Origin of the sequence: Streptosporangium sp. NBC_01810, from assembly GCF_035917355.1 — a bacterium.
Classification (GTDB): Bacteria; Actinomycetota; Actinomycetes; order Streptosporangiales; family Streptosporangiaceae; genus Streptosporangium.
This window is the reverse complement of record NZ_CP109070.1, coordinates 3,415,940-3,429,726: the sequence shown is the minus strand read 5'-3', so window position 1 is coordinate 3,429,726 and position 13,787 is coordinate 3,415,940. Positions and strand designations below refer to the sequence as shown.

14 protein-coding genes and 1 pseudogene are annotated in these 13,787 nt (G+C 71.3%); 11 read left to right on the top strand and 4 right to left on the bottom strand.

The features are described from left to right. Positions 1 to 97: 97 nt before the first annotated feature. Genes OIE13_RS15430 through OIE13_RS15420 form a run of 3 tightly spaced genes read right to left on the bottom strand, consistent with a single transcriptional unit; the run spans position 98 to position 3,010 of the window. A complete protein-coding gene (locus OIE13_RS15430) occupies positions 98 to 1,111 on the bottom strand; it encodes an NAD(P)/FAD-dependent oxidoreductase (protein ID WP_326639107.1) in 1,014 nt (337 codons plus the stop codon). Next, positions 1,108 to 1,761: an isoprenylcysteine carboxyl methyltransferase family protein gene (locus OIE13_RS15425; protein ID WP_326830161.1), complete on the bottom strand. Its 654-nt coding sequence runs from the start codon at positions 1,759 to 1,761 to the stop codon at positions 1,108 to 1,110. Before OIE13_RS15425 ends, OIE13_RS15430 begins: the two co-directional genes overlap by 4 nt. A 7-nt stretch (positions 1,762 to 1,768) precedes the next feature. Beyond that, a complete protein-coding gene (locus OIE13_RS15420) occupies positions 1,769 to 3,010 on the bottom strand; it encodes a type III polyketide synthase (protein WP_326639111.1) in 1,242 nt (413 codons plus the stop codon). A gap of 196 nt (positions 3,011 to 3,206) precedes the next feature. Here OIE13_RS15420 and OIE13_RS15415 point away from each other — a divergent pair, with 196 nt between their 5' ends. Next, the gene (locus OIE13_RS15415) at positions 3,207 to 4,076 is read left to right on the top strand and encodes a UbiA family prenyltransferase (RefSeq protein ID WP_326830160.1); all 870 of its coding nucleotides are present in this window, start codon (positions 3,207 to 3,209) and stop codon (positions 4,074 to 4,076) included. 102 nt (positions 4,077 to 4,178) lie between these two features. On the opposite strand, the pseudogene OIE13_RS15410 reads toward OIE13_RS15415, so the two are convergent. Further along, a pseudogene (locus OIE13_RS15410) lies at positions 4,179 to 4,292 on the bottom strand (FAD-dependent monooxygenase); the annotation flags it as partial. Here OIE13_RS15410 and OIE13_RS15405 point away from each other — a divergent pair. From OIE13_RS15405 to OIE13_RS15360, 10 genes are all read left to right on the top strand, one after another. Continuing rightward, entirely contained in the window at positions 4,266 to 4,646 is a 381-nt protein-coding gene (locus OIE13_RS15405; protein ID WP_326639115.1) for a PadR family transcriptional regulator, read from the top strand. The pseudogene OIE13_RS15410 and the gene OIE13_RS15405 sit on opposite strands and share 27 nt — an antisense overlap. Before the next feature lie 3 nt (positions 4,647 to 4,649). Next, a complete protein-coding gene (locus tag OIE13_RS15400; protein ID WP_326830159.1) occupies positions 4,650 to 4,814 on the top strand; it encodes a hypothetical protein in 165 nt (54 codons plus the stop codon). 380 nt (positions 4,815 to 5,194) lie between these two features. Next, positions 5,195 to 6,604 carry a DegT/DnrJ/EryC1/StrS family aminotransferase gene (locus tag OIE13_RS15395; protein ID WP_326639117.1) on the top strand — a complete coding sequence of 470 codons (1,410 nt, stop codon included), beginning with the start codon at positions 5,195 to 5,197 and terminating at the stop codon, positions 6,602 to 6,604. A 2-nt stretch (positions 6,605 to 6,606) separates the two neighbouring features. Continuing rightward, positions 6,607 to 7,776 carry an MFS transporter gene (locus OIE13_RS15390; RefSeq protein ID WP_326639119.1) on the top strand — a complete coding sequence of 390 codons (1,170 nt, stop codon included), beginning with the start codon at positions 6,607 to 6,609 and terminating at the stop codon, positions 7,774 to 7,776. Beyond that, a complete protein-coding gene (locus tag OIE13_RS15385; RefSeq protein WP_326639121.1) occupies positions 7,773 to 8,783 on the top strand; it encodes a sulfotransferase in 1,011 nt (336 codons plus the stop codon). The genes OIE13_RS15390 and OIE13_RS15385 overlap by 4 nt, the downstream gene beginning before the upstream one ends. 42 nt (positions 8,784 to 8,825) lie before the next feature. Continuing rightward, positions 8,826 to 9,653, top strand: coding sequence for an SDR family oxidoreductase (locus OIE13_RS15380; protein WP_326639124.1), 828 nt, complete (start codon positions 8,826 to 8,828; stop codon positions 9,651 to 9,653). Between the two features lie 37 nt (positions 9,654 to 9,690). Continuing rightward, positions 9,691 to 10,542, top strand: coding sequence for a class I SAM-dependent methyltransferase (locus OIE13_RS15375; protein WP_326639126.1), 852 nt, complete (start codon positions 9,691 to 9,693; stop codon positions 10,540 to 10,542). Positions 10,543 to 10,569: 27 nt separating this feature from the next. Next, positions 10,570 to 11,445, top strand: a complete 876-nt coding sequence (locus tag OIE13_RS15370; RefSeq protein WP_326639128.1) for a family 3 encapsulin nanocompartment shell protein — start codon at positions 10,570 to 10,572, stop codon at positions 11,443 to 11,445. 35 nt (positions 11,446 to 11,480) lie between these two features. After that, entirely contained in the window at positions 11,481 to 12,809 is a 1,329-nt protein-coding gene (locus OIE13_RS15365; protein ID WP_326830158.1) for an NAD(P)/FAD-dependent oxidoreductase, read from the top strand. Between the two features lie 150 nt (positions 12,810 to 12,959). Continuing rightward, the gene (locus tag OIE13_RS15360) at positions 12,960 to 13,691 is read left to right on the top strand and encodes an aspartate/glutamate racemase family protein (protein ID WP_326639130.1); all 732 of its coding nucleotides are present in this window, start codon (positions 12,960 to 12,962) and stop codon (positions 13,689 to 13,691) included. Positions 13,692 to 13,787 lie beyond the last annotated feature (96 nt).

Below are 13,787 nucleotides of genomic sequence, written 5' to 3'. Positions count from 1 at the left end.
GGGTGGTGCAAGCCGCCCCGACGACCGCGCGTTCGCGACCTCCGTCCGGGAAAGGTCTCCGTCCGGGAAGGCAGCACCGGGGAGCCAGGTCGCCGGGTCAGGCCAGGGCATGGACCGCCGCGCCGAACAGGGCGGGCATCCGCCGGGCGGCCGGGACGATCAGCCGCCCGGCTGCCCGGTAACGGCGGCTGCCCACCAGCGCCCCGGTGAGCAGCCGGTGCCGTCGCGACAGCCGCAGCCAGGCGGCCTCGTACGCCTCGGGGGCGCCGGCCCTCAGGCAGTCGACCAGCAGCCGCGCGGACGTCAGCGCGAGCGACACCCCCTCCCCGGTGAGCGCGTCGACGTAGCCGGCCGCGTCGCCGACCAGCAGCACTCGACCCGCCACCCGGGCGCGGACCCGCTGGCGCAGTGGCCCCGCCCCGCGCACCGGGGTCGCAGCCGGTCCCTCCAGCCGCTCCAGGAGTGCGGGGAAGTCCGCCAGGTGCTCGGGATAGCCGCGCCGTCGCGAGCTCAGCACGGCGACGCCCACCAGGTTCTCGCCCACCGGCGTCACGTACGCCTCTCCGTCCGCCGCCCAGTGGACCTCGACGAAGTCCGTCCACGGTGCGACCGGGTAGTGCCGTCGAAGCCCGTACCTACGCGGCCCGCGGCAGGGCAGTTCCAACCCGAGCAGGGTGCGCAGCGGGGAGTGCAGGCCGTCCGCGGCCACCAGCCAGCGGGCTCGCATCCCCGCCGCCTCGATGAGACGGCAGTCCTGCCGCACGCCGTCCACCTTGCCGGGGACGATCTCCACGCCCAGCTCCCGCGCCCGCCTGGACAGCGCGGTGTGCAGCGCGGTCCGTCGTATGCCCAGGCCGGATCCGTCGCGGAACGCCGCCTGTGCCTCGTGGCGGCCGTCCAGATAGCGGATGCCGCGCAGCGGCCTGCCCTCGACCCGTACCCCCAGCGACCGCAGGGCCGCGACCCCGGTGGGCATCAGCCCCTCGCCGCACGCCTTGTCCACCGGTACGGCCCTGGGCTCGACGACGACGGCCTCCATCCCGGCCAGGGCGGCGTGGATGGCCGTGGCCAGCCCGGCCGGTCCCCCGCCCGCGATCAGGACGTCGATCACGCCGGCGCCCGCCCGGCGGAGGGCGGTGCGTCGGCCACCGGCGTGACGGTCGGCGACGCGTTGTCCGACGCCGGGTGAGTCGGGGTCACGGTGGCCGCCGGCGCGCCGGCCGAAGGCGCCGTGACGAGCGAGGCCAGTGCGTCCTCCTCGCAGTGGATCCGCACCGTCATCAGCGCGGCGTTGAGCACCGTGAACGCCAGCGCGGTGACCCACGCGCCGTACACCAGCGGCAACGCCGCCCCCTCGACGGCCACCGCCACGTAGTTGGGGTGGCGGAGCAGGCGCAGCCGGTAGGGCCCCCGCTCCACCAGCGGCAGGCCCGGCACCACAATCACCTGGGTGTTCCACTGCGGGCCCAGCGAGACCACGCACCACCAGCGCAGCCCCTGCGCGGCGACCACCAGGGCGAGCATCGGCCAGCCGAGCGCGGGCTCGAAGGGCCGGTCGGCCAGGCCCGCCTCCAGCAGGCACCCGGCCAGCAACCCGGTGTGCAGGGCGACCATCCACGGGTAGTGGCCCCGCCCGTACGTCACCCCGCCGCGCGCCGTGCTCCAGCGCGCGTTGCGGCGGGCGACGACCAGTTCGGCGACGCGCTCAAGGCCGACGAGCAGCAGAAGCAGCAGGTACCAGGACGACAGATGCCAGGACATCGGGCTCCTACCAGCGCAGCAGTACGAGTTCGGAACAGAAGCCCGGCCCCATCGCCAGCAGAAGTCCCGGCGTGCCCGGCGGTGGTGGCCGCAGGGCGAGCGTGTCCCGCAGGACGTGCAGGACCGAGGAGGAGGAAAGGTTTCCGATCGCGGCGAGCGAGCGCCAGGTGAGGTCCAGCGCGTCCTCGGGAAGCCGCAGCGTCTCCGCCACCGCCTCCAGGACCTTCGGGCCGCCCGGGTGGCAGACCCACGCCGTCACGTCCTCGCTGCTCAGGTCGTGGTCGGCGAGGAAGTCGTGCACGTCGTCGGCCAGATGAGTGCGCACCACCTCGGGGACACTCGCGTCGAGCACCACACGGAAGCCGGTGTCGCCGACGTGCCAGCCCATCACGTGCTCGGAGCCGGGATACAGACGGCTGCGCGAGGCCACCACCGCCGGAGCCGCCGGTTCGCAGAGCCGGTGGTGCGTCGCGGGCGCGCCGGTCGAGGGAGAGGAGCCTGCGGGGCCCGCGGGCCAGGGGGTCGCGGGAGCGCCTGCCGCCGGAGAGGACCCCGCGGGTCCTGCGGGCCGCGTCGTCGCGGACGCGCCACTCGCCCCACCGGGCCGGGCGGTCGCGGGCGAGCCGGTACGCCGGGGGCGCCACTCGTCACCGCGGGCCACCACGGCCGTCGCCCCGTCCCCGAACAGGGCGCTCGCCACCATGTTGGCGATGGAGGTGTCACCGCGCTGCAGGGTGAGGGAGCACAGCTCGACCGAGAGCAGCACCGCCAGCTGCTCGGGCCAGCCGTGCAGGTAGTCGTGGAGGCGGGCGATCCCGGCCGCCCCCGCGACGCAGCCCAGACCGAAGATCGGTATTCGCTTGACGTCCTGGCGCAGCCCGAGCCGTCCGGCCACCCTGGCGTCCACCGAGGGCGTCGCGACGCCGGTCACCGAGGTGAAGAGGATCATGTCCACGTCCTCGGGGAGGACTCCGGCCTCCTCCAGCGCGCCGCCCAGTGCCTCGGTGCCCAGCTCCACCGCCATCTCCACGAAGGTGTCGTTGGCCGCCCCGAAACCGTCCAGCTTGGCGTACTGCTCGAGCGGTAGCGTCAGGTGTCGTGACTCCACCCGCGCGGAGGCGTGCAGCCGGTCGAGCAGCCGGCGGTTGGCGCCCTCGGGCAGGCACGCCCGTGCGAACGCCTCGGTGATCTCTGCCTGGGAGTGCCGGTTCGGCGGGAGCGCGCCGCGGACAGCGATGATTCGCGTCATAGGACAGACCCCCGGCTCGCGAACAGCGGACACCTGCCTTTTGCCCAGCTGGGTCTGTGGCATGCGTTGCAACAGCCTTGGTATTCACTTCTCGGGGCAACTCACCTCGTAACGCTGTCTGTTTCTTGTAGTGGTGTCCGCTTTTTTGAGATGTTCGGTACCTGCTTTCCCAGGCGCCTCGGCCTACGATCGATCAGTGACGACGAGCCGGCCGACGTGCCCGGGGACAGGGCCGGTGCTCAGGGCCGCGCGGGGGTTGCCGCTGGCCTGCCACCCCGGGCCGAGCGCGGCGGTCACCGTCCTGGTGACCGCGCTGGCCGCGCTGAGCGGGCGCGACGCGGCCGGGTGCGTCCTGGTGGCCGCTGCGGTGCTGACCGGGCAGCTCTCGATCGGCTGGTGCAACGACGCGGTGGACGCGGCGCGGGACGCCGCCGCGGGCCGCACCGGCAAGCCCGTCGCCGGTGGCGCGGTGAACGTCCGCACGGTGTGGGTCGCCGCGATCACGGCGCTGGCGCTCTGCGTGCCGCTCTCCCTGGCCTCGGGGCCGGCGGCAGGTGCGGTCCACCTCGTCGGCGTCGCCGCGGCCTGGGCCTACGACCTCGGACTCAAGGCGACCGCGCTCTCCTGGCTGCCGTACGTGGTGGGCTTCGGCTCGCTTCCCGGGTTCGTGACCCTGGGCCTGCCGGGACATCCGTGGCCCGCCTGGTGGGCGGTCCTGGCCGCGGCGCTGCTCGGCTGCGGGGCGCACCTGGCCAACGTGCTTCCCGACGTCCCCGCGGACCTCGCCGGTGGGGTCCGGGGCTGGCCGCAGCGGCTCGGTGTCGCCCGCGTCCGCGTCCTGATCCCGCTGCCGCTGCTGGCCGCGACCGCCCTGCTCGTCTTCGGCCCCACGGGGTCGCCGGGCGCGGAGGGGTGGGCGGCACTGGCGGTGGCCGGGGCCTTCACCGCCTGCGGGGTGGCGCTGGGCCGAAACTCGCCGCGCGTTCCCTTCGCCGTGGCGGTCGCCGTCGCCGCGGTCGCCGTCGTCCTGCTCCTCGCCCGCGGCACCGCCATCACCGCGTCCTGACCCTGCCGGTCGCCTGCCGCTCCCGTTGCGTCTGCCCTGCTCCACGATCCGTTCCACCCGCTCTCGCCGCACTGCCTCGAAGGCGGCGAACGCGTCGCGGGTGCCGGGGATGTCGCGCAGGCATTCGGCCAGCACCACCGCGTCCTCGATCGCCATGGACGCCCCCTGGCCCGACGAGGGTGAGGTCGCGTGCGCGGCGTCGCCCAGGATCACCATGCGCTCGTTGAACCACTTCGGCACGGTCGGGAAGTCGTAGGTGTTCCAAAGGAGCGGCGCAAGGACGACGTCGTCAACGTCGCGCAGCGCAACAGCGTCTACCAGACCATCGACCGGCTGCTCCGCGACGGGCTCATCGCGGTCCGCGAGACCTCGCGCGAGGAGAACCGGCCCGAGCGGACCGTCTACCAGCCCACCGACGCGGGCCGTGACACGCTGCGGCAGTGGATGCGGACGATGCTCTCCGCGCGGGCCCGTGAGTTCCCGGAGTTTCCCGCCGCGCTCGCCTTCATGCCCGTGCTACCACCCGATGAGGGAGGGGTGACCGCGTCGCCCGGAAAGCCTTTCGGATGAGCGGTGGATATTGATTCGGTTGCACGGAAAGTGCTGCGGCATCATTTCCGCCGCCCGGAAAGTTTTTTCCCAAACATTGGTAAGGTGTCGGCCGAAATCGGGGTGTCGAGCGTCGGCCGGGAGTGGAAATGGGAAACACCTCCGGTCGGCGGTGACATTCATTCCTGATTTTCGAGTTTTATTATAGGTTTTGTGGGTTTTTCTGCCCCAAGGTCAATTCGTCATTATCGGTCTCATGGCATTTCCCCCATTGACACCCTCCGGACATTTAGGGAACATTCAAAAGATTTTCCTTGGCCGACAATGTGATCAATAAGCCACTCGGACTCGCCGGACGGACCCTCGGAAGAATCGGCTCCCGTAGTTTCCCGGACGACCACCAGCGCAGTTTCCGGTTCGCTCCAGCCCTGCGGCCGCAGCGGGGGAGCGACGGACAAGTTCACCGCCGCCACCTTCGACGCCACCACCACCGCGCCGGCGGTGGTTATCACGCCTGCCCGGAAAACATCGACGAGAAAACCAGCCAGCCAGTAACAAGGAGCTCGACGGTGAACAGAAATAAGGAGGGTCCGGCGCCGGTACGGCCGTTGCCGGAGACCGGACGGAGCGAGGACCCGCGGCTCGCCGTGAACGGCGGCGACCCCGTCCGGCGCACGCCCTGGCCGACCTACGACAAGGGCGCCGTCTTCGTCCATTCCGAGGACGAGGAAGCGGCGTTACGCGCCATCCGCAGCCATCTCTACTTCCGCTACGACTACCGATCCCAGCAGGACACCGAGTGCGGCAAGTTCGAGGAGGAACTGTGCCGCTACTTCGGCAGCAAACACGCGCTGGCCGTGTCCAGCGGCACCACCGCGCTCGCGCTCGCCATCATGGCGGCGGGGATCCCGCCGGGCTCGCTGATCGCCTGTCCCGGCTTCACCTTCGTGGCCACCCCCAGCGCCATCGTGCTCGCCGGATGCACGCCCGTCCTGGTGGAGGTGGACGAGAACCTCCACATGGACGTCGACGATCTCCGTCGCCGCTGGACACCCGAGATCAAGGGAATCCTGGTGGTCCACATGCGCGGTTTCGCCGCCGACATGGAGGCGGTGACGCGCTTCGCCGCCGACATGGGCGTGCCGGTGTTCGAGGACGCGGTCCCGGCCCTCGGCGCGGAACTGAAAGGCAGAAAACTCGGTACCTTCGGCCTCGCGGGCGCCTTCAGCACCCAGTCCGACAAGTCGCTCAACTGCGGCGAGGGCGGCTTCCTGGCCACCGACGACAGCGTGCTCTTCGCCCGCGCCGTCGTGCTCTCCGGCGCGTACGAGGGACGCTTCCGGCGGCACTTCCCGGACGGCGAGCCACCGATCGCCACCGATCTCGACCTGCCGCTGTTCAGCTTCCGCATGGACGAGATCCGCGCGGCCCTGCTGCGCGCCGAGATGACCCGGCTGCCGATGCGCCTGGAACGCTTCCGCGGCAACTACGCCTACGTGGCCTCGGCCCTTTCCGACCTCCCCCAGATCGCGATCCGCCAGCCCGTGGACCCCGGCGCCTATCTGGGCGAGGCGTTCATCTTCCGCGTTCCCGGCGTGGACGCGAAATGGTTCGCCCGCGCGCTCTGCTGCGAGGGCATCGACGCGCGCAACCTCGGCTCCGACGAGGACACCAACGTGCGGGTCTTCTGGAACTGGCGATTCGTGTTCGGCACCAGGGGCGTCGAGGAGATCAAGGCGTTGCTGCCGAACACCACGCGATACCTGGAACAGGCGGTCGACATCCCGCTGTCCTCCAACCTCTCGGCGCAGGACTGCGACCACCTGATCAGGGCGGTCCGCAAGGTGGCGGCGGCCGTCGCGCCGGATCGCCACCCGCGACCCCCCCTGGTCGACGGGTACGCCTCCGTCGACCAGGGTTCCGCCCGGCCGGCGGATCCGGTCACCGGACTGGCCGGCACCGCGCCCGTCGGGCAGTAGCGATGGAAGCCCCCACGGAGAAGAGCGCGATGCCGCGTCTCGCCCTCGCCGGGGTCTTCGGCGGACTCTTCTGCGGTTACCTGGGCCTCACCGCGGCGATCCCGGTGCTGCCGGGCTTCGTCAGGGAGAGCTTCGGCGCCGGCGATTTCGCCGTCGGGCTGGTGGTCATGGCGACGGCGCTCACGGCCCTGCTGGTGCGGCCCGTCTCCGGCCACCTGGCCGACCGGTACGGCCATCGCCTCGTCATGTGGGCGGGCGCGCTGATCATCGCCGTCGGCGGGCTGCTCTACTTTCTGCCGCTCGGCCTGAGCGGCCTGGTCGCCGTCCGCCTGCTGGCCGGCGTCGGCGAGGCGTCGCTCTTCACCGCGGGCGCCGTCTGGGTCGTCTCGCTCGCGCCGCACGACCGCCGCGGACAGCTGATCGGGCTCTACGGCGTCAGCATGTGGGGCGGGATCTCGGTGGGGACCTTCCTCGGCGCGCTGCTGCTGAACTTCGGTTACGGCGCGGTGTGGGGCTTCAGTGCCGCCGCCGCGCTGGTCGCCCTCCTGCTGATCGGCGCGGTTCCCGCCCCCGCACGCGCGGGGCGGCCGGGCGAGGTGCGGCAGAGCGGCGGGCACACCCTGCTGCCACGCCCGGTGCTGCTGCCGGGGCTGGCCCTCGGGCTCGCCGCCGCGGGGTACGCGGGCCTCGCCGCCTTCGTCGTGCTGCACCTCCAGGCCCGCGGCGTCCAGTCGGGCGTCGTGGTGCTCAGCGGCTTCAGCGCCGTCTACGCCGGCACCAGGTTGTTCATCGGCCACCTACCGGACCGGCTCGGGCCGCGCAGGGTCGCCGTCTGGTCCGGCATCGGCGAGGCCACCGGCCTCGCGATCATCGCCCTGGCGCCGAACCTGCCCGTCGCCGTGTTCGGCAGCCTGGTCATGGGGGCCGGGTTCTCGCTGCTGCACCCGTCGCTCGCCCTGATGGTGATGGACCGCACCGACCCGTCGAGGCAGGGGGCCGCGATCGGTGCCTACACCTCCTTCTGGGATCTGGGCCTGGCCGTCTGGGGGCCGCTGATCGGAGTGGTCGCCGCCGGTTTCGGCTACCCCGCGGTGTTCGTCGTCGGCGCCGTCTGCGCGATGTCGGCCGTGGCCGTGGCGCTCTGTGTCCGCAGCCCGGCGGCCGTGAGTTGAGTCAGGAGTACGTCATCAACGGATCCAACCTCTCGAAGACACCTCTCAAGATCCTCTGTATCACCGGATGGTGCCGCAACGGCAGCACCATCATCGGCAACATCCTCAACGAGGTCCAGGAGGTCTTCCACGTCGGGGAACTGCACTTCCTGTGGAAGAACGCGGCGGGCAGGGGAGCGAACAGCTCGTGCGGCTGCGGCAGGCCGCTGACCGAATGCCACATCTGGTCGAGGATCCTCCCGCTCGGCCGGCCGGCCGGGGTCTCCGCGCAGGCCCACGCGGACGCCGTCATCCGCCGCCAGCTGGCCTGCGTACGGACGAGGCACACCTGGCGCGTGCTCGACCGGGGGCTGCACTCCGAGGAGATCCGCGAGCACGCCGCCCTGATGACGCGGACCTACCACGCCGTCGCCGAGCTGACCGGCGCCCGGGTCCTGGTGGACACCACCAAGATCCCCGGTGAGGCGGCCCTGCTGCCGCACCTCGACGGGGTGACGCCGTACTACGTCCATCTCGTACGCGACCCCAGGGCGGTCGCCCAGTCGTGGAGCCGGGAGAAGCAGTACTGCTACGTCATGTCGTCCAGGAAGAGCACGGCCTACTGGCACGGTTTCAACGTGGCCTCGCAGGCGATCGTCCGCCGTCATCGGGACCGATCGATGTTCCTGCGCTATGAGGAGTTCATCGCCGACCCGGCGAGAACGATCGACGCGCTGCTGCGGCTCTGCGGCGAGGACTCGGCCGCCAACCCGATGCGGGGCCAGACGATCGAGCTTCGTACCAACCACACGGTCACCGGCAATCCCGATCGCTTCCACACCGGCACCACCATCATCCGGGACCGGGACGACTCCTGGCGAACCGATCTGCCGCTGCCCGCCAGGCTGGCCGCGGCGACGCTGTCATGGCCGCTGTTCCGGCGTTATGGCTACCGCTATGGCGGCACGCCTCCCACCGGTTCACGGCGGGCCGGCACCGCGCCGCCGCGGGCGACCGGGGAGCGCTAGGAGCCGGATGTCGAACAGCCCGTACGGCAAGGAGGAGGGCGTTTGGAACTGGGGCTTGAGAACAAGGTCGCGCTCGTCGCCGGCGGATCCAGCGGCCTCGGCCTCGCCGCCGCCATGGAGCTGGCCAGGGAGGGCGCGCATGTCGCGATCGGCGCACGCGACCGCGACCGGCTCGCGGAGGCCGAACGCGGCCTCAAGGAGGTGGCGCGCGGCCGGGTCCACGCCACGAGCGTCGACGTCACGGACGGGGAGGCGGCGCGCCGCTGGGTCGACGAGGTCGCCGCCGACTTCGGCGTCCTGCACATCGTGCTCGTCAGCGGCGGCAGCCCGCCGATCGGCACCGCCTCGCAGTTCGAGCAGGCCGAGTACCAGGCGGCCATCGACAAGGTGCTCTCCCCGGCGCTGACCCTGGCTCTCGCGGCGCTGCCGCACCTGAAGGCCGCCCGGTGGGGCCGGTTGCTCTTCGTGGCCTCGGAGACGGCAAGCGTCCCCATAGCCCAGCTGGCGCTCTCCGGGGTGACCCGCGCCGCCATCGTGCGCTTCGCCCAGTCCCTGGCCTCCGAAGTCGGCCGCGACGGCATCACCGTCAATGTGCTGGCACCCGGCACGACCCGTACCCCGCCGGTGGAGCGGGCGGCGGCGAAGCTGGCCGAGGACGGCGACGCCGAAGCCCGGCTGCGTGCCATGGGCCGGCACAACGCCCTGGGTCGCGTCGGGGACCCGGCCGAGTTCGCCGCCGTCGCGGCCTTCCTCGCCGGAGAGCGGGCCTCGTTCGTCACCGGCGCGCTCCACCTGATCGACGGCGGCGCCAGCGTGGTGGGGCCGGAACCGGCGCACCTCACATCCGCGCGCAAGGACACCTACACATGACGACCCAGGCCAGCTCCGCCGAAGGAAGGACCCCGTGATGTCAACGACCGGCCACACCTACACCGAGAGGGACGTCGGCGACTTCTTCGACCAGACCCTCCAGACCTACCTGAGCTTCTGGGACGGTGACGGAGTCCTGCACACCGGCTACTTCGCGGACGCCGCCGACGACGACTACCGGGCCGCCGCCGAGCGGACGTCCGACATCCTGGCGGCGGACGCCGGAATCGACGGTTCGTCGTTCGTGCTCGACGTCGGCTGCGGCTGCGGCAACTTCCCGATCCACCTCGCCAGGCGGTTCGGCTGCCGCTGCGGGGGACTCGACCTGAGCGCCGAGCGCGTCAGGTTCGCACGGGAGGCCCTGACCGCCGAGAACGGGCTCGACATCGAGTTCCGCCAGGGCTCGGTCACCCGGATGCCGTACGAGACCGGCACCTTCAGCCATGTCGTCAGCCAGGACGCGCTCTGCCTCGTGCCGGACAAGCCGCGCAGTCACCTCGAAATCCATCGCGTCCTGCGGCCCGGGGGCATCTTCGCCTTCTCCGACTTCCTCCAGCCCAAGAAGGAGATCGGCGAGCGCGCCCGCAAGCACGTCTACGACCGGGTGAGGTGGAACGGCGGCTACTCCTTCGTCGGCTACCAGGCCGCCCTGGAAGAGGCCGGGTTCGAGATCCTCCTCGCCCGCAACCTGGAGAGCCACATCCGGCAGACCTACCGCGTGCTGGGCAGGACCGCCCGCGAGCGGGCCGAGGCGACGCCGGACGCCTCGGCCCGCGACTGGATGCTGGCCTTCTCCGAGTCCTGCGCGGAGATCCAGATCGCCATCGACGACGGCGAGTTCGGCTGGGGGATGTTCGTCACCCGCAAGCCCGGCAACGCCACGCCCTAGTGCCGGACCACCAGTAGCGAGGAAGCCATGCAGCGCACAGAAGGCATGAAGTCGACGATGGCGGAAGTCGTCGCCGAGCGGAAGAGGCAGATGTCGCCGGGCCGGCTGTTCGTCGAGGCCTGTGCCGCCAAGGGACTCGAAGCCTCCGTCGAGTACGACGTGACGATCACCGACTCGCTGACGAGTTCGCGGCGCAAGCCGCGCTACCCGGCGCGCAACATGCTCAAGGTCGTCGACCTCTCCAGGGACCCCCGGCGGTTCTACTGGCACGAGAGCCCGCCCCTTCCCGGCGACCCCCAGGTCACCGAGGCCGACCTGAGGCGCGAGGCGGCCAACCGCTTCCACCGGTCGCCGATCCCCGAGCTCTACCCCACCACCGCGTGGGTGCAGGTCCCGCCGGACCTGTGGGAGGACCCCGAGACCTTCGAGTCGTTCGTCAACTACCGGCTGATCGTCCGTCTCGGCACGGCCGAGAACCACACGATCATCCGAGGCAGGGGCGGGCTGCTGAACATCCCGGGGGTCATCCGGATGACCTCGAAGGGGCCGTTCGGCTCGACGATCCTCGCGGCGTGCAACGAGGCGGAGCAGATGGGAGGCACCGCCGACGGCCTCATCATCAATCCCGCCGACTACTACAGGTTCATGGGGCAGGGCCGCCTGATGGACGACCTGGAGCAGAACGGCGTCTTCATCGTGCGGACGCGCCTGGTCGATCCGGGAACCGCCATCGTCGGCGACTTCGGGCACGGCGCCCAGCTGTTCGACGCGGGACGCTCGGTGATCCGCTTCGCCGAGCCGCCGCCGGGGACCTTCGCCGAGCCCGGCATCGCGCTCATGGCCGAGATCTACGAGCGGGTCGTGATCAACCTGCTGACCAACTTCTTCATCGTGACCCTGTAGCCGCGCCCCCGTGATCGCGCCGTAAAGGACAGCAGATGCCGACGATGCCCTCCCCGAACCCGGCCCCCCTCCGGTACGACCCTGACGTCCTCGTCATCGGCGGCGGCGTCGTCGGCCTGTTCTGCGCCTACTACCTGCGCCGCGCGGGCAACAGCGTGACCGTCGTGGAACGCGGGCCGGTCGGCGGCCTCCAGTCCTGTTCGTATGGGAACACCGGCTTCGTCGGCACGCAGGGCGCGCTTCCCCTCGCCGAGCCCGGCGTGATGGCCCAGGGACTGCGCTGGCTGCTGAACCCGGAAAGTCCCTTCTACATCAGACCGCGCCCGGACCCCGAGCTGTTGTCGTGGCTCTGGCACTTTCGCCGTGCCTGTAACGAGCGCGACGCGAAGGCCGGTTTCCAGGTACTGGTCGACATGAAGAAGCGGAGCCTCGGGATCCTCCGCGAGCTCTGCACGTCGGACGGCCTCGCCTCCACCTTCACAGCCCAGGGCATGCTGCTCGTGTACCGGACACGGCAGGGATTCGAGAAGGCCTGCCGGACGGTGCCGGGAACGGTCGCGAGCGGCGTGCCGCTGCGCGTCCTCGGCCCGGGGGAACTGCGCGCGCTCGAACCGGACGCCGAGTTCGACATCCACGGTGCCCTGTACAACGAGGAGGGCGCCTACCTGCGTGTCCCCGACTTCGTCAGCGAACTCGCCCGGACGCTCGGCGACATGGGCGTGGAGATCCACGAGCACGCCGAGGTCGTCGGTTTCGAGGTCGCGGGAGCCGAGGTCAAGCGGGTCAGGACGGTCCACGGGGACTTCAGCCCTCGCGAGACGGTCATCGCCGCCGGGACCTGGTCGGCGGAATGCGCCCGCGAGCTGGACATCGGGCTCAAGCTCCAGCCCGCCAAGGGCTACTCCGTCACGGTCAAGGCACCGGGCAACGCGCCCCGGCTGCCGGTGCTGCTGGGCGAGGGGAAGGTCGCGCTCGTACCGCTCGGCGACCGTCTCCGCTTCGGCGGAACCCTGGAGCTGTCAGGCATGGACACCGCGATCTCCCGCCGCCGGGTGGACGGCATCCTGCGAACCGTCCAGGTGTACCTCCCGAAGATGGAGAGCACCGAGACCCTCGAAACCTGGAGCGGGTTTCGTCCCTGCAGCCCGGACGGCCTCCCCTTCCTGGGGCGTGCCGCCCCCTACCGCAACCTCTCCGTCGCGTGCGGTCACGGCCACATCGGCATGGGCCTCGCACCGGTCAGCGGCAGGCTGATCGCCCAGCTCGTCGCCGGAGAACGACCCGAGATGGACCTCACCCCGCTGCGCCCCGGCCGCTACGGTGGCGGGCCCCCTCGCCGCCTCCGCCCGCGTCCCGGGCCATGAGAGGTGCCCCCGGCCTTCGCACCGGGGCGCGTCCCGCCCCCCGCCCCCCGCCCCCGCCTCCGGCGAAGGGACACCGGACCTCGCGCCGGGACCGGCACGGGTCCCGGCACCAGACGACACGACCGCAACATCCGACGGGAGAGAAGCGCCATGGTCACCGGAGCGGAAACGGAGCGCGACGTCGCGATCGGCGTCCTGTGCTGCGACACCAACTTCACCAAGGTCCCGGGGCACATCCGCAACCGGGCCACCTTCGACTTCCCCGTCATCTACCGGGTCGTGGACGGTGCGACCGCCGAACGCGTGGTGACCCAGGCCGACCCGCGCCTGCTCGACCCGTTCATCCAGGCCGCGCGGGAGCTCGAAGCGCGAGGCGCGGCCGCCATCACCGGCGCCTGCGGCTTTCTCGTCATCTTCCAAAGGCAGCTGGCCGACGCGGTCAACGTCCCGCTGCACGCCTCAAGCCTGATCCAGCTGCCCATGGTGCACCGCATGATCCGCTCGGACCAGAAGGTCGGGCTGCTGGTCGCCAGGAAGCCCTCCCTCACCCGGCGCCACCTGGCGGCCGTCGGCGCCGAGCAGGTCCCGGTCTGCGTCGCCGGCTTGGAGGACCAGCCGGAGTTCCGTGAGGTCATGCTCGAAGCCCGGCGCCCAGACCTCGACGCCGATCGCCTGGGCCGCGAGGTGCTGGGCCGGGTCGAACAGCTGGCGAAGGAGAACCCCGACATGGGGGCGCTCGTCATCGAATGCACCGACGTGGTGCCCTACGCCCACCAGATCCAGGCACACCTTGGCATACCGGTCTTCGACATCGTGACCCTCACCGAAATGGTCCACCGGAGCCTGACCCGCCGCCCCTTCGGCACCTCCGGGGCGGTCTAGCGCCTGTTCCCCGCCGACGGTGGTGACCGCGCGGTTCTGAATCCGGGTTCTCGGGCGGCCTGGGCCATGGGAATCCGTACCCCCATCCGATGAGAG